17 protein-coding genes are annotated in these 20,064 nt (G+C 45.4%); 11 read left to right on the top strand and 6 right to left on the bottom strand.

The window, feature by feature from the left end; translation table 11 throughout:
• Positions 1-68: 68 nt before the first annotated feature.
• The 6 genes from pstC (at position 69) to RTL34_RS06155 (ending at position 7,125) form a co-directional block, all read left to right on the top strand.
• Entirely contained in the window at positions 69-1,019 is a 951-nt protein-coding gene (gene pstC, locus RTL34_RS06180; RefSeq protein WP_036593090.1) for a phosphate ABC transporter permease subunit PstC, read from the top strand.
• Positions 1,020-1,036: 17 nt separating this feature from the next.
• Positions 1,037-1,906, top strand: a complete 870-nt coding sequence (gene pstA / locus RTL34_RS06175) for a phosphate ABC transporter permease PstA (protein ID WP_201665913.1) — start codon at positions 1,037-1,039, stop codon at positions 1,904-1,906.
• A 61-nt stretch (positions 1,907-1,967) separates the two neighbouring features.
• The gene (gene pstB, locus RTL34_RS06170) at positions 1,968-2,723 is read left to right on the top strand and encodes a phosphate ABC transporter ATP-binding protein PstB (RefSeq protein ID WP_060995484.1); all 756 of its coding nucleotides are present in this window, start codon (positions 1,968-1,970) and stop codon (positions 2,721-2,723) included.
• 203 nt (positions 2,724-2,926) lie between these two features.
• The gene (efeO, locus tag RTL34_RS06165) at positions 2,927-3,829 is read left to right on the top strand and encodes an iron uptake system protein EfeO (protein ID WP_239742964.1); all 903 of its coding nucleotides are present in this window, start codon (positions 2,927-2,929) and stop codon (positions 3,827-3,829) included.
• A gap of 79 nt (positions 3,830-3,908) precedes the next feature.
• On the top strand, positions 3,909-5,249 hold the full coding sequence (gene efeB, locus RTL34_RS06160; RefSeq protein WP_312115489.1) for an iron uptake transporter deferrochelatase/peroxidase subunit: 1,341 nt from the start codon (positions 3,909-3,911) through the stop codon (positions 5,247-5,249).
• A 79-nt stretch (positions 5,250-5,328) separates the two neighbouring features.
• Complete coding sequence (locus RTL34_RS06155) at positions 5,329-7,125, top strand: FTR1 family iron permease (protein ID WP_312115488.1); 1,797 nt, start codon at positions 5,329-5,331, stop codon at positions 7,123-7,125.
• Between the two features lie 124 nt (positions 7,126-7,249).
• Here the strand turns inward: RTL34_RS06155 and rsfS are convergent, their stop codons facing one another.
• From rsfS to RTL34_RS06135, 4 genes are all read right to left on the bottom strand, one after another.
• Complete coding sequence (rsfS, locus tag RTL34_RS06150) at positions 7,250-7,651, bottom strand: ribosome silencing factor (RefSeq protein WP_050324756.1); 402 nt, start codon at positions 7,649-7,651, stop codon at positions 7,250-7,252.
• Positions 7,652-7,794: 143 nt separating this feature from the next.
• Complete coding sequence (nadD, locus tag RTL34_RS06145; protein WP_312115485.1) at positions 7,795-8,559, bottom strand: nicotinate (nicotinamide) nucleotide adenylyltransferase; 765 nt, start codon at positions 8,557-8,559, stop codon at positions 7,795-7,797.
• Positions 8,560-8,832: 273 nt separating this feature from the next.
• Positions 8,833-10,977: a phosphate acetyltransferase gene (gene pta, locus RTL34_RS06140; protein ID WP_312115483.1), complete on the bottom strand. Its 2,145-nt coding sequence runs from the start codon at positions 10,975-10,977 to the stop codon at positions 8,833-8,835.
• A gap of 64 nt (positions 10,978-11,041) precedes the next feature.
• Positions 11,042-12,217, bottom strand: coding sequence for an acetate/propionate family kinase (locus tag RTL34_RS06135; RefSeq protein ID WP_099808374.1), 1,176 nt, complete (start codon positions 12,215-12,217; stop codon positions 11,042-11,044).
• Between the two features lie 349 nt (positions 12,218-12,566).
• Here RTL34_RS06135 and lptM point away from each other — a divergent pair, with 349 nt between their 5' ends.
• The 4 genes from lptM to xerA all read left to right on the top strand — a co-directional run bounded on the left by lptM (position 12,567) and on the right by xerA (position 16,375).
• Complete coding sequence (gene lptM / locus RTL34_RS06130; protein WP_312115479.1) at positions 12,567-12,878, top strand: LPS translocon maturation chaperone LptM; 312 nt, start codon at positions 12,567-12,569, stop codon at positions 12,876-12,878.
• On the top strand, positions 12,868-14,175 hold the full coding sequence (lysA, locus tag RTL34_RS06125) for a diaminopimelate decarboxylase (RefSeq protein ID WP_409455445.1): 1,308 nt from the start codon (positions 12,868-12,870) through the stop codon (positions 14,173-14,175). The genes lptM and lysA overlap by 11 nt, the downstream gene beginning before the upstream one ends.
• 205 nt (positions 14,176-14,380) lie before the next feature.
• Positions 14,381-15,313, top strand: a complete 933-nt coding sequence (gene dapF / locus RTL34_RS06120; RefSeq protein ID WP_007115198.1) for a diaminopimelate epimerase — start codon at positions 14,381-14,383, stop codon at positions 15,311-15,313.
• Positions 15,314-15,337: 24 nt separating this feature from the next.
• The gene (gene xerA, locus RTL34_RS06115; RefSeq protein WP_312115478.1) at positions 15,338-16,375 is read left to right on the top strand and encodes a site-specific tyrosine recombinase/integron integrase; all 1,038 of its coding nucleotides are present in this window, start codon (positions 15,338-15,340) and stop codon (positions 16,373-16,375) included.
• Between the two features lie 85 nt (positions 16,376-16,460).
• Here the strand turns inward: xerA and RTL34_RS06110 are convergent, their stop codons facing one another.
• Together RTL34_RS06110 and RTL34_RS06105 are read right to left on the bottom strand one after the other, a co-directional pair.
• Positions 16,461-16,919, bottom strand: a complete 459-nt coding sequence (locus tag RTL34_RS06110) for a cyclic nucleotide-binding domain-containing protein (protein ID WP_036594464.1) — start codon at positions 16,917-16,919, stop codon at positions 16,461-16,463.
• A gap of 17 nt (positions 16,920-16,936) precedes the next feature.
• Positions 16,937-17,974 (bottom strand): nitrilase-related carbon-nitrogen hydrolase, encoded by a 1,038-nt coding sequence (locus RTL34_RS06105; protein WP_312115473.1) that lies wholly within the window; start codon positions 17,972-17,974, stop codon positions 16,937-16,939.
• 217 nt (positions 17,975-18,191) lie between these two features.
• Between RTL34_RS06105 and RTL34_RS06100 the strand changes: the two genes are divergently transcribed.
• Positions 18,192-19,985: an RNA polymerase factor sigma-54 gene (locus RTL34_RS06100; protein WP_312115472.1), complete on the top strand. Its 1,794-nt coding sequence runs from the start codon at positions 18,192-18,194 to the stop codon at positions 19,983-19,985.
• Positions 19,986-20,064 lie beyond the last annotated feature (79 nt).

Here is a 20,064-nt window from a genome sequence, read left to right as displayed (position 1 = left end):
GCTCTACGTTTTTTTTTCAAATTTCTAGAATTAGTAAACTAAAACTATTTTTTGATGGCTGGGTTCTTATGTCGGATTTACACGCAAAACTCGCAAAGCAAAAACAATTAGACTGGTTGTTTGTCAACGCGACTCGTCTTTTTGCGTTTATCGTGCTGTTGTTGTTAGGTGGTATCTTAATCTCACTATTTCTTGGCGCATTGCCAAGTATGAAAGCGTTTGGCATTAACTTTTATACCAGTAAAGACTGGGATACAGGGATGGATGTATACGGCGCACTCGCACCAATCTATGGTACGCTAGTGACTTCTGTCATTGCCATTTTGATTGCGGTTCCGGTAAGTTTTGGTATTGCCATGTTTTTGACAGAGCTTTGCCCCAATTTTTTAAAACGTCCTTTGGGTATTGCCATTGAGTTGTTAGCGGGTATCCCTTCAATTATCTATGGTATGTGGGGATTTTTCGTATTTGCGCCTTGGTTTTCAGAACATATCCAGCCTTGGCTGATTGACCATTTGGGTGATGTGCCTTATGTGGGTCGTTTATTCCAAGGTGCGCCGATGGGTATTGGTCTGTTCACTGCAAGTTTGATTTTGGCTGTCATGATTATCCCGTTTATTGCATCGGTCATGCGTGACGTTTTCTCCATTACGCCAAAGATGCTTAAAGAATCTGCCTATGGTTTGGGGTCAACCACTTGGGAAGTGATGCGATACGTGGTGTTGCCTTATACCAAAGCCGGTGTGATGGGCGGTATTATTTTGGGATTGGGTCGCGCATTGGGTGAAACGATGGCAGTCACCTTTGTTATTGGTAACGCTTATAACGTCAGTCCAAGTTTGTTCCAGTCAGGTGTGTCAATCACTTCGGCATTGGCAAATGAATTTGCAGAGTCTGAAGGCTTGCACCAATCATCGCTATTACATTTAGGTTTCTTACTATTTATCATTACCTTTATTGTACTGGTGATTTCAAAATTGATGCTCAGTCGTATGGATAAAAATGCGGGTACGAAATAAGGACGCTGAGGAATACTATGACTACTACCAACATGAATCGTAACAATGCCATTTACAAACGCCGCCGTCTAAGCAATGCTTTAGGACTGATATTTGCCGGTTTGTCCATTGTATTTGGCTTGACCTTCTTAGGTTTAATTTTATTCAAATTGTTTTTATCAGGCTCTCATGCGTTATTGACCATGCCTATTTTTACTCAAGACACACCATCGCCAAACGAAATTGGCGGTCTTCGCAATGCGATTATCGGCTCAATCATGGTGACAGGATTAGGGCTTGTAGTCGGTACACCGATTGGTGTCATGGCAGGTATTTATCTTGCTGAATTTGCCGAAAACAGCTGGCTTGGTAAAGTCACCCGTTTTATGAACGACATTTTGCTATCCGCACCCTCGATTGTGATTGGTCTATTTATTTTTGCGTTGATGGTACAAGGTCGTAACTTCTCAGGTTGGGCAGGTGCAATGGCTTTAGCGCTATTGGTTATTCCTGTGGTGGTACGTACCACTGAAAATATGCTCCGTCTAATTCCCAATACATTGCGTGAAGCGGCTTATGCGTTAGGAACGCCAAAATGGAAACTGGTAACATCCGTTACTTTACGTGCTGCCAAAACTGGGGTATTAACAGGTATCTTACTGGCATTTGCACGTATCTCGGGTGAGACTGCACCATTACTATTTACCGCGCTTAATAACCAATTCTTTAGTACCGATATGGGTCAGCCCATTGCCAACTTACCAAACGTGATTTATCAATACGCCAGCCAGCCATACCCTATTTCAAACCAATTGGCTTGGGCAGGTGCGTTACTCATCACCTTGGCAGTATTAACGTTGAATATTTTGGCACGTGCGCTCAGTGGTAAAGAGCAATCATCACATTGATGATCAATAGAAGATTAAAGCTATTTGCTAGTATCAAACAAAATTTATTAAGGTATTCATCATGACCGCAAAAATGCAAATTCGTAATCTAGAGTTTTATTACGGTAAATTTTTAGCCCTTAAAAATATCAACATCGATATCGCTGACAAGAAAGTTACCGCGTTTATTGGACCCTCAGGCTGTGGTAAATCAACGTTACTGCGTACCTTTAACCGTATGTATGACCTATATCCCGGCATGAGTGCCACGGGCGAAATCAACCTAGATGGACAAAACATCTTGGATAAATCCGTGGACGTCAACTTGCTGCGCGCTCGCGTGGGTATGGTATTCCAAAAACCAACGCCATTTCCGATGTCAATCTATGACAACGTGGCATTCGGTGTGCGTCTGTACGAGAGCTTAAGCCGCGCTGAGCTAGACGAGCGCGTTGAATGGGCGCTCAAAAAATCGGCACTATGGACTGAAGTTAAAGATAAACTTAAAGCATCAGGCCTGTCATTGTCCGGTGGTCAGCAGCAGCGTCTGTGTATCGCCCGCGGTGTGGCAACCCGTCCTGAAGTATTGTTACTAGACGAGCCCACCTCGGCCCTTGACCCTATTTCAACAGGCTCAATTGAAGATTTGATTTCAGACCTAAAAAATGATTACACCATCGCCATCGTCACCCACAACATGCAGCAAGCGGCACGGGTGTCTGACTATACCGCGTTTATGTACTTGGGCGAAATGATGGAAATGGGGGATACCGATAAAATGTTCACCAACCCAGACCGTAAAGAAACTGAAGAATACATCACCGGTAAATTCGGCTAGGCTATTTTGTTATTAGGCGATCTGCGCGTCATAGCCAATCACAATACCTCGCTACCTCGCTGGTGCGGGGTATTTTTTTGCTTAAACTTCTAAGCGCAATCAAAGCAAAATAAATATTGATAACGATTCTCATTTACACTATAATTCGCAAATTGTCATTATTTTTTTTATTATTTATTGGTGTTTACTTTTAAGGATGTTTTATGTTGAGCCGTACTTTTACTTTATCAATATTACCCCTGACGATATCTGCATTACTCTTGACGGCTTGCCAAAAAACCGAGCAAAAAACCGACGTAGCAGCTGCTGCAAGTAGTGCCGCAACAGCGCCTGCAACGAGCAATGCTTCTGCAGTCACAGCGTCGGCGCAGAGCTCAGTTGATTTGAGTAAAGAAACGGCGGAATACAAAGCTTGGGTACAAACCCAAATTGATAGCTTGCTCGCCGATACCCAAAAATTTGTCGCACTGCTCGAAGCGGGTAAATTAGAAGAGGCGAAGGCGTTATACCCAAAAGTACGCATGTATTATGAGCGCTCAGAGCCGATTGCTGAAAGTTTTGGCGACCTTGACCCACGTATCGACAACCGTGAAGCCGACCTTGAGCCCAATGAAGTATGGACAGGGTTCCATGCGATTGAAAAAATCTTGTGGACACAAAATACCACCAAAGGCACTGAAAAACTGGGTAAACAACTGATTGCAGATGTCAAAGAATTGCACGCCAAAATTCCAACGGCAGAGGTCACAGGCGACTTGATGGTACAAGGTTCAGTAGATTTGCTCAATGAAGTATCAACAAGCAAAATCACCGGCGAAGAAGAAATTTTCTCGCACACAGACTTGTATGATTTTAAAGCCAATATTGAAGGCGCCGAGAAAATATTTGCCATTTTAAAACCAAAAATCCAAGCCAAAAACCCAGCGTTAGTCACGGAGCTTGAGCAAAAATTTGGCGCAGTCAACCAATTACTTGCCAAACACCAAGTCGGGCAACAAGACTATAAATCCTATAAAGAGTTAACCCCTGCAGATACCAAAGCGCTAGCCGAAGCGGTGAATAAACTCGGCGAACCCTTAGCGCAGATGGGCATTGTATTGCAATAAGTGAAAGGTGAAGCAAAAAATTGCTTCACTTGACGGTTTTAGGGTGGCATAAAAAGGTCAGTACGGTGTTAGGGGCAGTATGAAACATAGTAAATTAGATAAGCAAGCGCAAGAAACAGGGTTAGGACCAAAAACGTCCAATCGTCGCAGTTTTTTACGCCAATTTGGTGCGCTCAGTGTCGCAGGCGCAGGTTTAGCTGTATCAGCCTGTCAGCAAAAACCAAGCGAAAACTTACCTAACTTGCAAGCGTTGGATGGCAATCAGTCCAAAGATAGCGATAAAAACGAAAATCCTAAACATGCCGGTAGTGATGCCAATACTACCAAAAATAGTTTTGCGGATGTCAAATATGATTTTTATGGCGAACACCAAGCAGGCATTACCACGCCGTCACAGCGTAATATTTATTTTTTGGTAATGGATTTACATACCGATAAGCTCGACGATGTCAAACAGATGTTCAAAGACTGGACAATCTATGCGGCCAATTTGACGCAAGGTAAAAACATCAAAGCCTACGAAAAAAACCCGTTTGTACCCCCAACCGACACAGGCGAAGCAGACAGCATGGGCGCGTACGGATTGACGTTGACCTTTGGTATTAGCCCAAGTTTTCTAAAAAAAATGGGACTTACTCATAAGCAGCCCAAAGAATTCCAAGACTTGCCCAAGTTCCCGCGCGATCAATTACGAGAAAATTTGACGGGGGGTGATATCTGTATTCAAGCCTGCGCCGAAGATGCCCAAGTGGCGTTCCACGCGGTACGGCAACTGGTTCGCCAAGCGCGTTCTAATATCACCATGCGTTGGAGTCAGTCAGGTTTTGTCGGGTTTGATACCGGCAACCACACGCCCCGTAATTTATTCGGTTTTAAAGACGGCACCGCCAACCAAAGCACCATCAAAGCTGCGGACAAAAACTTATGGGCGGACGCGCCTGATTGGATGAAAGGCGGCACTTATTTGGTCACCCGCGTCATCCAAATGCATCTTGAAACTTGGGATCGCACCTCGCTTAAAGGTCAAGAAGACACCTTTGGTCGACATCGTGACAGCGGTGCGGCGATTGGACAAAAAGGCGAATTTGACACCTTTGATGTGCACGCCAAAGACGCGCAGGGTAAAGCAGTGATACCTGAAATTTCCCACATGGGACTGGCAAAACGCACAGGCGTGGAGATGCTACGCCGTTCGTATTCTTACAGTAGCGGCATTAACCCAGCCACCGGACAGTTTGATTCAGGGCTGCTGTTTATTTCATTCCAAAAATCGCCCGAGCAATTTATCATCATCCAAAATGCCCTAGGTCGTCTTGATAAAATGAATGAATACACCACCCACATTGGCAGTGGGCTATTTGCTTGCTTTGGTGGTATTCCGCAGGGTGGCTACATTGGACAAGCATTATTTGAAGCTTAAGGTTCAAATGTAACCTGCATCAGTTAAAAATAGACGGTTAAAAATACACGCTTAAAAATAGACGGTTAAAAAGTTACTCATGATAAATATCATCCAAAAAACCTTGCTAAGTTTTGGCCTAGCAAGTTCGCTGCTCATCACCAGTCAAGGCTTACAAGCGCAGCAACCAACGCCTGCAAGCGCCCAGATAGCGACGCAAGCCAGTCAACCAGCCAGCAAAAAGCTGAATTTAAGCCCTATTTTTATCAACCTATCAGACGCGATGGCGGCAATTAAAGCCAATGATATCCCAAAAGCCAAGGACACCCTTGCGCAAATTCAAACAGCCTTTGATGCCATAGATGCAACGGCAAAAAATTCCACGCTTGGGCAACAAACAAGCCAAGCGATTGGGCAAGCCATCAGCAACCCCACAGAAGCCAATTTATCAGCCGTGTCAAATGCGTTATATGCCTTTGAAAAAGAACAAAATCCTGTAGATTACAGCGGTAAGCGAAAAGAGTTTGCCAAAAAAATGGTACCGGCGTATGACAATCTTAATCAAGTCATACAACGTGCAGCGCCGACAGATGTCGAAGCGTTACGGGCGGCTTACAACGAGTTTAATGCAATTTGGCTAGGTAATGAGCGGGTCGTACGCAATACCAGTATGGGGCACTACGGCAAAATCGAAACATCCATGGCGCTGATGCGAGTGGCAATTGAAACCCAACCCATCAATATGGCGCAAATCAAAACCCAATCTGCCGCGCTAAAAGACGCCATCGACAGTTATAACAAGGGTGACGTAGCCGCTGTACAAACCACACAAACTGTCACTCTGGCAGATAGTATCCAGCTACTGCGCGATGGTTTACAGGCGTTTAAAACAAACGATGAAGCGACTGGTCAAGCCAAGTTAGGCGAGTTTATTAGTATATGGCCAATGGTGGAAGGCGATGTCAGCACGCGTAACCCCAGTTTATATAATCGGGTGGAAAGTCAAATCCCGCTAGCCATGGCGAAGGGGCAAGACCCTAAACAGCAGCAAACACTGCAATCGATTATCAATGAATTGGCGGCAATCAATCCAACAGCCCAATATACCGCGGTTGACTCGATGCTGATATTGCTTCGAGAAGGGTTAGAAGCCTTATTGATTGTCATCTCGCTGTTATCGGCTTTAACCGCTGCCAAACAAGTCAAAGCCAAAAAATGGGTGTATGCTGGCGTGGCTTTTGGCTTACTTGCCAGTATCGCAGGCGCGATGGCATTACAGCTATTATTCCCTGCAGTGACTTCTGCCGCCAATCGTGAGATGTTTGAAGGGGTGATAGGCATCGTTGCGGTCATTATGATGATTGGCATTGGCGCGTGGCTGCATAGCAAATCATCCGTCCAATCATGGAACGCTTATATCAAGCGTCATATGGGACAAGCCATGACGGCAGGCAGTTTTGCGTCGTTATTTGGATTGAGCTTTTTATCCGTGTTTCGAGAAGGCGCAGAGACCATATTGTTTTACGTCGGTATATTACCCAATATCAGCATGAGTAATTTTTTAACCGGGATTGGTTTGGCGCTCGTAGCACTGGCAGCAGTGGCTTGGGTGATGCTAAGAACCTCGGTCAAATTACCAATTCCACAGTTGTTTAAACTGTTAACTTGGGTGATTTACCTATTGGGCTTTAAGATTTTAGGCGTTAGTTTGCACGCGCTGCAATTGACAGGGTATCTACCGATGACTGCCATGAGCGGCTTGCCAGCGATTGAATGGCTAGGATTTTACCCAACACTACAGACATTTTTGGCACAAATCGGCTATATTGTTATCCTTATCGGTATCAATCTTTGGATGAAAAACCATCAACGTCAGCAAACGGCTGCCTTGGCATAACTTTTAACCAAAGAATATCAACGCCATAAAAAAATGGGTAAAACTTATTTACCCATTTGGTTGTAGCGTCTAGTTCATAACGCATAGTTTGCATAACATAGTCTAAACTAAGCTATAGACTACACTACGCCGTTTTTTCCATACGCTCGCGCTGCGATTGACCTTGCCATAAGCCTTCTAGGTCATAAAACGTGCGGGCTTGTGGCATCATCACATGCACCACCACTGCGCCCAAATCAATCAAGGTCCAATCACTGGTGCCTTGACCTTCGACACCAATCGGATTAAACCCTGCTTGCTTCGCTTTCATCGCGACATGGTCGGCAACCGCTTTAAGGTGGCGGGTAGATGTCCCTTCGGCAATCACGATACGCTCCATGACTTCAGTCATATCAGCAACATCGAGTACAGTAATGTTTTTGGCTTTTAGATCATCCAAGGCATCTTGAACGATGTCAAGGCAGGTGGTTAACTGTTGGTGGGCAGGGTGTTGATTGACTAAACTAGCAAATTGGGTATCGGTCATAAATGCGTGGATTCCATGAATTGGGTCATAATGATTGGTTATAAGGGTAGCTTAAAATAGGATCATGACAATCCTAAAAAAAGTGCGCTATTTTAACAAAAATCTAACGCACAGGTTATCAAAAAATGTAAATCAATACTCGGCTAAACGGGTGGGGCATATAACTGATGCTCAACAATATACCGATAAACTTGACTCGGTAGACTTAGCCGCGCTTGCTGCCGTTGCTCAGCTTCTGCGCTATAGATCCAAGCTCTTATATCACTACTGGCGATATCAGGCACGACAAACTTATCAATATAGATATGGTTAGTGGTTTGATTTATCAAGTCTTTTGGCGAATGAATGATAAAAGGCACTAGCCGATTATCAATATTTATACTAGGGGGTTTATCCGTATTCGCTAAAGCATTTTGGTTCAAATTTTTATTTAAATTGTGGCTTAAATTGTGATTTAAAGTGGGGCTAAGGCTACCCAAGGCAGGACGGGGTAGCACCCATAGATTGGTCAGCGAAAGCAGCTCAAAGCCGCGATACCATTTATCAAGTTGTTCAACACTGTCTTGTCCGAGGACAAAAATTAGTAGGTCATTGGGGTAACGCTGTTTAAACTCACTCAAGGTATGAAAGCTATACACAGGTGGCTGACACTGCAGCTCAGTCTCATCAATCGACAAAAAAGGCACATCGCCAATCGCAAGCGCAAGCATCTCAAGGCGCTGCTGGTTGGAAGTTGGCTTAGTTTTTAAAGGCGAACCCGCCGTGGGCAGTAATTTGGCGATGATATCAACGTTGGGGAAAGCGTGCATGAGTTCATGGTACACATGCGCAATCATCTGTAAATGCGCCAAATGTACCGGATCGAATGAGCCACCCAACCAGACACGGATACAGCGAGGCATTGTCATAACCACAAACCCAATATAAATTTAGGGTAAAGAAAACTAAAATCCTTCATCATCACTACAGCATCTTACAGTTGGTTTGGTGGTTCATCGGTTGGTACATTGCGCACAAAAATCACTTTATGCAGAATTTTACCATAAAGCAATTTTTGGGCATAACAGATTGTGGCACACTAGCCTAGTGGTGGAACAGTAGCCTTGCATTTAAGCTGATATCCTGTGTGACAGGCAACAAAAAGGCGAGTGTCAAACTCACCTTTTTTTAAACATAAACGCTTAAAACTCACCGCTATCAGCTTGAACGGCTGTGAGCGCAATGGTATAGACAATATCTTCAACCAAGGCGCCACGCGACAAGTCATTCACAGGCTTGTTGAGACCTTGGAGCATAGGACCGACGCTCACCACGTTGGCAGAGCGCTGCACCGCTTTATAGGTGGTATTGCCAGTGTTCAAATCTGGGAAGATAAACACATTGGCTTGACCTGCCACCAGCGAATTTGGCGCTTTTGATTTTGCCACGCTTGCGACACTGGCAGCGTCATATTGTAACGGACCATCAATGAGCAAATCAGGCGCTTTGGCTTTGGCGATTTCGGTGGCTTGACGCACTTTATCCACGTCCGCGCCTTCACCTGATGACCCTGTCGAGTAACTAATCATGGCAACTTTGGGTTCGATACCAAACGCTTTGGCAGATTGGGCGGATTGTAGGGCGATTTCAGCCAACTGTTCTGCGGTAGGGTCTGGGTTGATGGCACAGTCACCATACACCACCACTTGCTCAGGCAGTAGCATAAAGAAAATAGACGAAACCAGTGAATACTGCGGCGCTGTTTTAATTAACTGAAACGCCGGGCGGACAGTATTGGCGGTGGTATGTACGGCGCCAGATACCAGACCATCGACTTCACCCAAGTGCAGCATCATGGTACCCAGTACGACGGTGTCTTTGAGCTGCTCACGGGCTTGTAGTTCATCGAGTTTGCCTTTACGGCGCTCAACCATAGGCTTGACGTACTTGTCAATCAAGCTTTCTGGGTCAAGAATCTGCAGGCCTTCAGGTAGGGTGAGCCCCAAGTTCTTGGCAACCTCTTCGACCTCACTGCGTTTGGCAAGTAAGATACAATGGGCAATACCACGATTTTGACAGATGACCGCCGCTTCAACCGTACGTGGCTCATTGCCCTCAGGCAATACGATGGTTTTTTTGGCGGCTTGGGCTTTTTTGACCAAGGTATGACGAAAAGCCGAAGGCGAGAGTTTGCGGTTGTTGTTGCCTTGACTAAAAGTGGTTTTGATCCAGTCCAAATCCAAATGCGCGGCGACAAAATCGGTGACTTCACTGGCGCGAGTGGTATCATCTGCGGGGATTTCATGGCTGATGTGGTTAAGTTTGGTAACAGTATCAAAGCTGTCAGTGTCAACCAGCATCACAGGAATCCCTGTTTTTAGAGCGGGGCGACACAGATTGATAATTTTTTGGTTCGGCACGATACCGCCTGTCAGAATAAGACCTGCTAGCGGTACACCATTCATGGTGCTAAGCGCAGTCGCCAAAATCAAATCGTCTCGGTCGCCTGCCGTCACCAGTAAGTTACCACGGGTGAAAGAATCTTCAATATTGGCAACGGTACGCGCAACCAGTAAAGTATTGAGCACACGACGGTTTTTGGCGTCGCCTTCATTGAGCCATTTGGCATCAAGCTCACGAGCCACATCCCAGGTACGGGGGACACTTAAGGTGTTACTAAAAGGCACTACGCCAATCAAGCGAAATTTATCGGAGTCAAAATAAGGCGAGTGGGATTTAATCGCCTGTAACTGCTCCGCTGCCAAATCAACTTTGGCTTTACCAGGCGCGACGGGTGCTTCATCATAGTGGTTGTCCACGTTTTTAACCCGCATTAAAATCGTGCCTAGCGTGCGCTCGCTTGCCATACCGCCAAAATCACGGGCAAAAATATCTAACTTGTCTACCAAACTATCAGGGTTTGCAATATCGCCACTACTGACCAAGATGACTTTGGCATCTAGCGCGTTGACGATGGCTAAATTCACCAATTCCGCATAACTTGAATTATTGTCGGCAGCCAGACCTTCACACACGATAACGTCATATTGCTCAGCCAATGCTTGGTGTTTGGCAACCACTTCTTCCATCAAGTCATCTAACTGACCGTCCCCAATTACGCGCTCTAAGCGGCTACGGTCAATGGATGTTGGCGGGTTTAAGTTAAAGGCATGTTTTGCAAGCACACTTGAGCTGTCATCACTCTCATGATTGGCAGTGGTATTTTGGCTAAAAGGTTTTAAAAATCCTGCTTTTAGCCCGATATAATCGAGCGCACGGATAAAACCCAAACAAGCTGAGGTCAAGCCAATGCCGCTACTAGTAGGCACAAATAAAATAGTTTGCATGATAGTTCCTATTTGTTGTTTTATTCAAACTAAAAACCCTGATGAGGCATCAGGGTGAGAGGGTTTATAAACCTAAGACTTCTTTGGTTTCTTTGGCGATTTGGTATTCTTCATCGGTCGGGATCACCCACAATTGCAGTAGGCTGTCGGCTTGGTGGAAGCTACCTTCGGCGCCGCGCGAGAGTTCGGCATTTTTGTCAAGATTCGCTTTGATGCCAAAATGCGGCAAATTTTGTAAGATTTTTTGACGAATTGAGGCGCTGTTTTCACCGATACCCCCGGTAAATACCAAGCCAGTGAAGGTCGGTAATGCACAGCTGAGTGAAGCGATATAGCGGGCTGCTTTATAACAGAAAATTTCGATGGCAAGTTTGGCATCTTCGTTGCCTTCGTTGGCGGCTTGCTCCACCGTGCGCATATCACTTGAGATACCTGAAATGCCCAACAATCCGCTTTGTTTATTTAAAATCGTATCAATTTGGTCAAGGCTATAGCCCAAAATACGGTGTAAATGAATATGCAAACTTGGGTCGACATCACCACTGCGCGTACCCATGACCACACCTTCAAGCGGGGTCAGACCCATGCTGGTGTCCAAACTTTTGCCATCATACACGGCGGTTAACGAGCAACCATTGCCCAAATGCACGGTAATCCAACCATTGGCTTGGTGATGAGGGGCTAGGCTGTCAGCGCGGTGGCTGACATAGGCGTGCGAGCTACCATGAAAACCATAGCGACGGATATAATGCTCATTGTACAAATCTTTTGGAATGGCATAGCGGTAGGCTTTGGCGGGCATGGTTTGGTGAAAGGCGGTATCAAATACGACCACTTGCGGTAAATCTGGGTAGATTTTTTCCACCGCTTCAATACCTAAGGCATGGGCGGGGTTGTGCAGGGGCGCCAATACTTTTAGCCGTTTGACTTCCGCCAAGACATGGTCATTGACTTTTTCGGCATGAGAAAACTCACGCCCGCCATGCACCACACGGTGACCCACGGCAACGGGTTTGTAAGCTGCTAATAAACCTAATATTTTTTGCAGCGCCCATTGGTGATTAGCGCCTGCCAAAGAGATTTCGACTTTTTCCCCATTGAGGTCAGTGTGTTTGATACGCGCTGTATCTAAGCCCAAGTTCTCCGCAAGACCGGCAACGCGCTCGCTGCTGTCATTGCTTAATAACGCGTATTTGATTGACGAAGACCCACAATTAAGTACTAAGATCGGATTTTGCATGGCTGTTCCTTTAGACAAGATCTTGTGCATTCCTTGCAACAAGCCCCTTCCTAACTGGATTAAATTTTAAGCTATCCTTGCCTTCAGTAATTTATTGTAGATTAAAAAAAATGTATTGTGGTAATTTTTTGCCAAATTTTTGTTGTCATCATTATAGCGAAAAAGCATACCACAACAACGATAGTTTCAACAGAATGAAAAATTAACAAAAATCATCGATTTAACGCTCATCTTTAGTAAGGTGAGAAATAAGGTGAGATAATTGCTTATAAAACGCAAAAACAGCTACAATAACCCCATCGCAAATTTTATTTTTTCAGTTATTTTATTCTTAAAATTAAGGGCATTCATGCAAATTTCAAAACTATCCGCAACAATGACCGTGCTGACGGTGATGTTGGCAACTCATATGCTGACAGGATGTGGGCAAAAAGGGGCATTATACCTACCGAGCAACCATAGCCAACAAGTAGTCGATGCTGCCGCCAAACCGACTAGCACCACTGCCAATGCCTCTGATACCAAAGTCGATGTCAACATCCAAGATCCCAACGTCATGATTGATAATAGTGCAGCCCCAACGCCGCAATCAGCGCCTCACTCAGCGACCACGCCATCGGTGCCATCTGTGCCATCGGTTGGAGGTAAAAATGATTACTGATGATGCAGCTGCAAGTTTAGCGATCAACCCGACCGAACACGTCAAGTCAATCAACTGTCTGAGTTATGATGGCACTGCCTTGATGATGGATGGCGTCAGTCTTGCGGATATCGCAAAGACCTTCGGCACACCGACCTATGTGTATAGTCAGCAGTCGATTTTGGCAGCCTATAAAGCTTATGATGATAGTTTTGCTGAGATTGACCATCAGATTTGTTATGCGGTAAAAGCCAATAGTAACCTTGCGGTATTAAACGAACTTGCTAAAGCAGGGGCAGGGTTTGATATTGTTACAGGGGGCGAGCTTGCGCGGGTTTTGGTTGCGGGCGGCGACCCCAAAAAAATCGTATTTTCAGGACTTGGCAAAACCGCCGAAGATATCCGCACTGCCCTTGAAGTAGGGATTGCTTGCTTTAATGTCGAATCAGAAGCTGAGCTGTACCGCATCAATGCAGTGGCAGGCAAACTACAGCAGCAAGCGCCAATTTCGCTACGCGTCAATCCCAACGTCGACGCGCAAACCCATCCATATATATCCACAGGGCTCAAAGAAAATAAATTCGGCATTACCCATGAAGATGCGCCCCGTATCTACCAAATTGCCCATGACTTACCGCACCTAAAAGTTGTCGGTATTGATTGCCATATTGGCTCGCAGTTGACCCAAGTTCAGCCTTTTATGGATGCATTGGATAAAGTCATTGAGATGATTCACGCACTTGCCAAGCAAGGTATTGCGCTTGAGCATATTGATTTGGGCGGTGGCTTGGGTGTGCAGTATATTGACGAAGACGTTGCAAGTATTGAAGAATTTGCGCAGTTACTGTTACCAAAACTGAAAACTTTAGGCTTAACCCTCTATTTAGAGCCAGGTCGTAGTATCGTTGCCAATGCAGGTGTATTATTGACCCGCGTGGATATTTTAAAACCTACCGAACACAAAAATTTTGCCATTGTCGATGCCGCCATGAATGATTTAATTCGTCCGGCACTTTATCAGTCAGAGATGGCAGTCATCCCCACACAGTTGAACTCACCGGTTGAACCCAAAATATGGGATATGGTCGGGGCGATTTGTGAGACGGGCGATTTTTTGGCAAAAAACCGTGTGTTAGCGTTGGCTGACAATGATATCCTAGCCATCACAGGCGCAGGGGCGTATGGGTTTGTCATGTCGAGCAATTATAATAGCCGCCCACGTGCTTGTGAAATCTTGGTCAAAGATGGTCACGCCCATGTCATTCGCGAGCGTGAAACGGTTGAGAGCCTTTGGCAAAACGAAAAATTGGTAGATTAAATCTATCCTGTAAGGTTTGCTGGCAACGCTAAGCCTTATTGATTCCTCTGAGCCCAAAACCTTAGCAACTGAAACCAAAACCTTAGCAACCGAGCCCAAATTTGCTTGACTTGCTAAGGTTTTTTTGTTCCCCAATTACCTTATAAAAAATCAGCTATCATGATAAGATAGCGTGCATAAATCAAAATAATTTTAAGGAATAACAATGTTAATTGAATTTACCAAAATGCATGGACTGGGGAATGACTTTATGGTCATTGACCTGGTCACACAGCGACTTCACTTGACCAAAGAGTTGGTAGCGTTGTTAGGGGATAGACACTTAGGCATTGGCTTTGACCAGTTGCTGATTGTTGAGCCGCCAAGCCGCCCGGATGTCGATTTTCGCTATCGTATTTTTAACAAAGATGGCAGTGAAGTGCAGCAATGCGGCAATGGCGCTAGATGTTTTGCCCGTTTTGTACAAGCGCGTAAATTGTCATTTAAACAGCGTATTCGGGTGGAAACCGCCAGCGGTATTATCACCCTTAGCACCGATGATTATGGCTGGGTAAAAGTGGATATGGGTAAACCAAAATTTGAGCCCGATGAGATTCCTTTTACCCCCAAAACCATTACTAAAGTTCAAAATTCTTATCGGCTCAATGTGGATGGTACGCCTGTGACACTCTATGTGGCGAATATGGGCAATCCCCATGCCGTCATCAAAGTGGATGATGTATTGACCGCCGAGGTGGAAAAACTCGGTAAAGCGATTGAGAGCCACCCTGCATTTCCTGAGCGTGTCAATGTGGGGTTTATGCAGGTAATGAATAATCGCCATATCAGGCTACGCGTCTATGAGCGTGGCGTGGGCGAAACGCAAGCTTGTGGTACGGGCGCGTGCGCTGCCGTTGCGACTGGGGTGCGTGAAGGCTGGCTAGATGAAGGCGTGGATATTCGCGCCCAGTTGTATGGTGGCAGTTTGGCGATTCGTTGGCAAGAAGGCTATCCTGTGTATATGACTGGTCCTGCGACCTTTGTGTACGAAGGGGTGTTTAGTCCTGAGGGTTTGATGGCAGGTGCGGGGCTGAAATTTGCGCCAGCACAATCAAGTGAGGAACATCGCTCAGACGAGGGACATCCTTACCATGAATAGCCTCCAACCTCGCTAACCGACACTATGCCAACTAGCCGTAGCCTAAGTCAAGGCAAAAATAGTCAAGGGAAAAATCAGCGCAACCGTGTAGGCAAATCAGCAAACGATGATTTGCCCACCCACTTAACGCCGCATGCGGCAGAAGCTGTGCTCAACACCGATGACCAAGCTTTAGTAGATCGCTGGCTTGCTGAGCTAAGCAGTAAGCGTTATAGCGCAGCGACCATCAAAAGCTACCGCCAAGCGCTACAGCCTTTTTTGGCGTATTGCTATGAACAACATACCGAGCTTTGTCACATCACCCGTCAGCAGTTGTCAGACTTCCTAATTCAACGATTGGATGTTGATAAAATATCCAAATCCAGTAGTCAATATGAACTAACCGTGTTGCGTCAACTTTATAAATGGTTGATTGCTCAGCAGCTGATGACACTAAATCCCACCACAACCATACGTCTCAAACGCGCCCCGAGACCCTTGCCCACGTTACTTGATATAGACGTATTATCCCAGTTATTAGACCAAGCTGCGCCAGAAGATAGCCATGAAGCGCGGCTATGGATTCGCGATAAAGCCATGCTAGAATTGCTGTATGGCAGTGGTTTACGGGTCGGCGAGCTAGTGGGACTCAATATGTCTGACATCGACAAATCACAGCGGCTGTTGCGAGTACTGGGTAAAGGTGGAAAAACGCGCATCGTACCGATTGGCGAAAAAGCCTGGCAAGCACTCATCAACTATTTGCCGCATCGCTCGCTGTGGGTGGAAGAGCAAGACCCGGCAGTATTTGTCAGTGAGCGTTATGGGACGCGTATCTCAACACGCACCGTGCAACTACGTATCAAGCTACAGGCCAAACGTGCCGGCATCGCGCAAGACTTATACCCGCATTTGCTAAGGCACTGTTTTGCGTCACATATTTTAAGTGATAGTGGTGATTTGCGTGGCGTTCAAGAACTGCTAGGACACAGTGATATTAGTACCACACAGATTTATACCCATTTGGATTTTGGGCATTTATCGCAAGTGTATGACAAAGCGCATCCCCGCTCACGGCGATAGCTCACAATAATAGGCAAGTTAAGCAGTAATATTAAACATGAAAAAAATATTAAGCTTAAGCCTAGCCACATCAGCCTTAGCCATCTTAAGCATTTACCGCGCGAGTCAAATGCTCAGAAGTACGGCGAAGATTAAGGCTCAAGATAATCGCTAAGCCACGCAGCATCTCAACACCGATACGAGGATAATCTGATAACAGTCGCTCAAAGTCAGCGCGGGACAAGGTGACAAGCGCACATAGGCTGGCGGCTTTAATGGTAGCGGAGCGAGTTAATAAATCTAACAGTGCCATTTCACCGGTACTTTCGCCCGCCCGAATTTCACCGACTTTAATTTCTGCCCCTGAAGGGCTGTATTTAATGACTGATAGCTCCCCAATCAGCAAAAACGCCATAAAATCGCCATGCTCGCCTTCCGTAAATAACACTTCTTGCGGACTCAACTGTTTAAAATGTAGTGAGTTTTCGACCACTTGAAACATATAAGGATCAAGACGGCTAAAAATTGGGCTATTCTTTAAATATTCAAAAAGTGGATTATCCATTTTTCGCTTAAGGATCGTTAGATATTATTTGCTATGATAGTCAATTTTTGACATTCGAGCAACGCAATATTCTGCCGAGTTATTTGCTGCGCATCCGCATCAAAGTCGGCAAAAATCACGGTCGGCGCTTGTTGTGATGGGGTTGGTTTAACCGCAGTTTGGTCAGCAGTTTTGTTAAGCTCTGGGCGACTATCTGACTTAGGCAGCCAACTTGCCGCTTTGGCAGATAAAGGTAAATGAGCTAAATCGTTAGTGATATCAAAATCTCGGGTTACTGTATCGTTTGCTGCGTCGTTTGCTGCATCGATTTTTTGGGTCAAAACGCGCTCACCATCACTGCGGATAAATTCACTATGCCCCCAGGTGCTGCGAACGTTGCTAGGCGCTGAGGGATTGACCACATGGTCACCTGTTTGACCTGCGCCAATGACCATGCACTGACTATCGAGCGCTCTTGCGGTGAGTAGCGCATGCCAATGTGCTTTACCTGTTTGGTAGGTGAACGCCGAAGGCGCGGTCAATATATCTGCGCCTAGTTCGCGTAGTTTGACCGCAAGGGTGGGGAAACGAATATCAAAACATACCATCATACCGACTTTGCCAAACTCGGTATCCGCCACAATAAGCGCATTACCGGCTTCGAAGGTTCTACCTTCATCATAGTTGCCTGTGCTATCATTGACGGTGGCTTTGAACAAATGAATTTTGTCATAGCGCGCTAAGCAGTTGCCAGCAGGGTCAAATAATAGTGAGCTCTGCCGAAGTTTGCCGTCAGCGACAGGCGTACCGTCAGGTCGATACGGGCAGGGCAAGGTTCCTGCCAGCAGATACACACCATAGTGTCGGGCAGCCTGTGCTGACCAAGCTTTTAAGGCGTCAAAATATTGACTGGCAAAACCTTGTTTGCCAAAACAAAAAGCGTTTTCTGGTAGAATCACCATGCGGGTGCCGCGTTCACTGGCAATTTTAATACCTAATTCAATAGATTGAAGATTTGCTAAGATATCGGTCTGGCTATTGAGTTCAATAATCGCAAATTTTGTCAGTTTTGTCATGGTTTGATTTCGTAAGCAAAAAATTTAGGGAAATTTGTGGGTGCTGCAGCTAAGTAAAGCTAAGCACAGTTAAGCTAAGTGCAGATAATTAATATACGGCTGAATGTCAAAAAATACTAGCATATCTTGTTGAAACAATACTAAACTAGCAACCTAGCAGAGCATGAACACACCATCTAAACTAACCTCATTAGAGTAAGGCTTAAAAAAACGCGTTATGAAAATTGGTATTGGGGCAAAGCTAACGACCGGGATGACACTCACCCCGCAAATGCAGCAGGCAATTCGCTTGCTGCAATTATCGAGTCTTGAGCTTGAACAAGAAGTGCAGCTTAAACTCGATAGCAACCCCCTGCTTGAGCGTGAAGAAGAGTGGGAGACGTCTTATGACGACGCCGATAACCTACCCGATGGCGAAAACTATCCAAAACAAGACATGGATAACGACTATGACTATGACGATGATGACTATCAAGTAGAAGGTGTTGAGTTGTCTGAAGTTGATTTGGATGACTATAACCGCCATGAAACTGAGGTGTTGGAGGATTATCTAGCGTCGGATGATTTTTATCCTGCTTCTGCTAGCCAAGATTATCCCCCGAACAGTGAACCCTCGGCAGTGCATGAGTATGCAAGTCATAGCCCAAGTGATAGTTACAGTGACAGTTATGATGACAACAATAGGGACAGTTATTCGGATAGCGATTATCGCTATGATGAGGAATTTGGCTTAGACGGGATAGATAGTAGCGAGCATCTTAGCAGCCAGCAAATCGACATGCCGGTGGATGCACAGTGGGATGATATCTATAGCTATGAATCTTCGGCAGCCACGGGCATTGATAGCGAAGACAGTCAGGATGATTATAAACTTGCTACGCAAGGAAATATTCAAGATTATGTCCGTTGGCAACTGAATTTAAGACGGCTCTCCACCATCGATATGCTGATGGCGGAGTATCTGATTGATAGCATGGACGAGCGCGGTTTTATCACGCTATCGAATGATGAGCTATTTCAAAGTTTTGATACCATGTTGTCATTTTATCAAGTTGAAAACGTGGACTTGGCGCTTGAAGACATTGAACTTGTGGTTAAGCAAATACAAAACTGCGAGCCACTGGGCGTTGGTGCAAGAAATTTGGCAGAATGCTTGCTGATTCAGCTCAATAAATTGCCGAGTGATACCCCCTCTTGGCAAGCAGCCAAGCAAATTTTGATGCATTCAGAGTTTTTTGCCAACAATAACATCAATGCACTGCTTAAATCATCCAATCTTGATGTCTCTGAGATTCAGCCTGCCCTTGCCTTATTGCGCACATTAAACCCCAATCCTGCACTGTCTTATGAAAAATCACAGCGCCAGCTAGATAAAGGCATTGAAAGCTACGACATTCCTGATGTCATTGTTGTGCAGCGAGGGCAGCATTGGGAAGTCAGCCTAAACCCAGAAACCTTGCCAAAACTGCGTATTAACCAAATGTATGCCAAGCTTGTCAGTCGCAATGACAACAGTGAACAAGGCGTCTATCTAAAAGAGCAGTTGTATGATGCGCGGCTGTTTATCCGTAGTATCGAAGAGCGTAATCAAAATCTACTAAAAGTTGCAACCTGTATCGTCAAACGTCAGCAGGCTTTTTTTGAGCAAGGCGTCATGGCCATGCAGCCGATGGTACTCAAAGATGTGGCAGATGAAGTGGGCCTACATGAGTCAACCGTTTCTCGCATCACTACCAGCAAAACCATCGTTACCCCCAAAGGGCTATTTAGCTTAAAATATTTCTTTTCAAGTCAAGTCAGTAGTGATGAGGGTGAAGGCGTTTCTTCAACCGCTATCAGCGCGATGATCAAGCAAATGATTGAGGCAGAAGACCCCAAAAAACCGCTATCTGATAGTAGTATTATGAAGCACCTGCAAGATAAAGGTATTGATATTGCCCGTCGTACCGTGACCAAATACCGAGAAGGTATGAACATCGGTTCTTCTACGCAGCGTAAAGTGCGGTTTTGACCGCAATGTTGTGATTAGATAGTCAGAACCTGTTCACAATCTTTTCAATAACAAAGCGATGAAAGCAAGATTGGTAAAT

Origin of the sequence: Moraxella sp. CTOTU47915, assembly GCF_031986685.1 — a bacterium.
Lineage (GTDB): Bacteria > Pseudomonadota > Gammaproteobacteria > Pseudomonadales > Moraxellaceae > Faucicola > Faucicola tetraodonis.
This window is presented reverse-complemented; position numbering and strand designations above follow the sequence as displayed.

Excerpts from the sequence above, each read along its gene's own strand:
- pstC (WP_036593090.1), top strand. The coding sequence starts at position 69 with ATGTCGGATTTACACGCAAAACTCGCAAAGCAAAAACAATTAGACTGG.
- pstA (WP_201665913.1), top strand. The coding sequence starts at position 1,037 with ATGACTACTACCAACATGAATCGTAACAATGCCATTTACAAACGCCGC.
- pstB (WP_060995484.1), top strand. The coding sequence starts at position 1,968 with ATGACCGCAAAAATGCAAATTCGTAATCTAGAGTTTTATTACGGTAAA.
- efeO (WP_239742964.1), top strand. The coding sequence starts at position 2,927 with ATGTTGAGCCGTACTTTTACTTTATCAATATTACCCCTGACGATATCT.
- efeB (WP_312115489.1), top strand. The coding sequence starts at position 3,909 with ATGAAACATAGTAAATTAGATAAGCAAGCGCAAGAAACAGGGTTAGGA.
- RTL34_RS06155 (WP_312115488.1), top strand. The coding sequence starts at position 5,329 with ATGATAAATATCATCCAAAAAACCTTGCTAAGTTTTGGCCTAGCAAGT.
- rsfS (WP_050324756.1), bottom strand. The coding sequence starts at position 7,651 with ATGACCGATACCCAATTTGCTAGTTTAGTCAATCAACACCCTGCCCAC.
- nadD (WP_312115485.1), bottom strand. The coding sequence starts at position 8,559 with ATGACAATGCCTCGCTGTATCCGTGTCTGGTTGGGTGGCTCATTCGAT.
- pta (WP_312115483.1), bottom strand. The coding sequence starts at position 10,977 with ATGCAAACTATTTTATTTGTGCCTACTAGTAGCGGCATTGGCTTGACC.
- RTL34_RS06135 (WP_099808374.1), bottom strand. The coding sequence starts at position 12,217 with ATGCAAAATCCGATCTTAGTACTTAATTGTGGGTCTTCGTCAATCAAA.
- lptM (WP_312115479.1), top strand. The coding sequence starts at position 12,567 with ATGCAAATTTCAAAACTATCCGCAACAATGACCGTGCTGACGGTGATG.
- lysA (WP_409455445.1), top strand. The coding sequence starts at position 12,868 with ATGATTACTGATGATGCAGCTGCAAGTTTAGCGATCAACCCGACCGAA.
- dapF (WP_007115198.1), top strand. The coding sequence starts at position 14,381 with ATGTTAATTGAATTTACCAAAATGCATGGACTGGGGAATGACTTTATG.
- xerA (WP_312115478.1), top strand. The coding sequence starts at position 15,338 with ATGCCAACTAGCCGTAGCCTAAGTCAAGGCAAAAATAGTCAAGGGAAA.
- RTL34_RS06110 (WP_036594464.1), bottom strand. The coding sequence starts at position 16,919 with ATGGATAATCCACTTTTTGAATATTTAAAGAATAGCCCAATTTTTAGC.
- RTL34_RS06105 (WP_312115473.1), bottom strand. The coding sequence starts at position 17,974 with ATGACAAAACTGACAAAATTTGCGATTATTGAACTCAATAGCCAGACC.
- RTL34_RS06100 (WP_312115472.1), top strand. The coding sequence starts at position 18,192 with ATGAAAATTGGTATTGGGGCAAAGCTAACGACCGGGATGACACTCACC.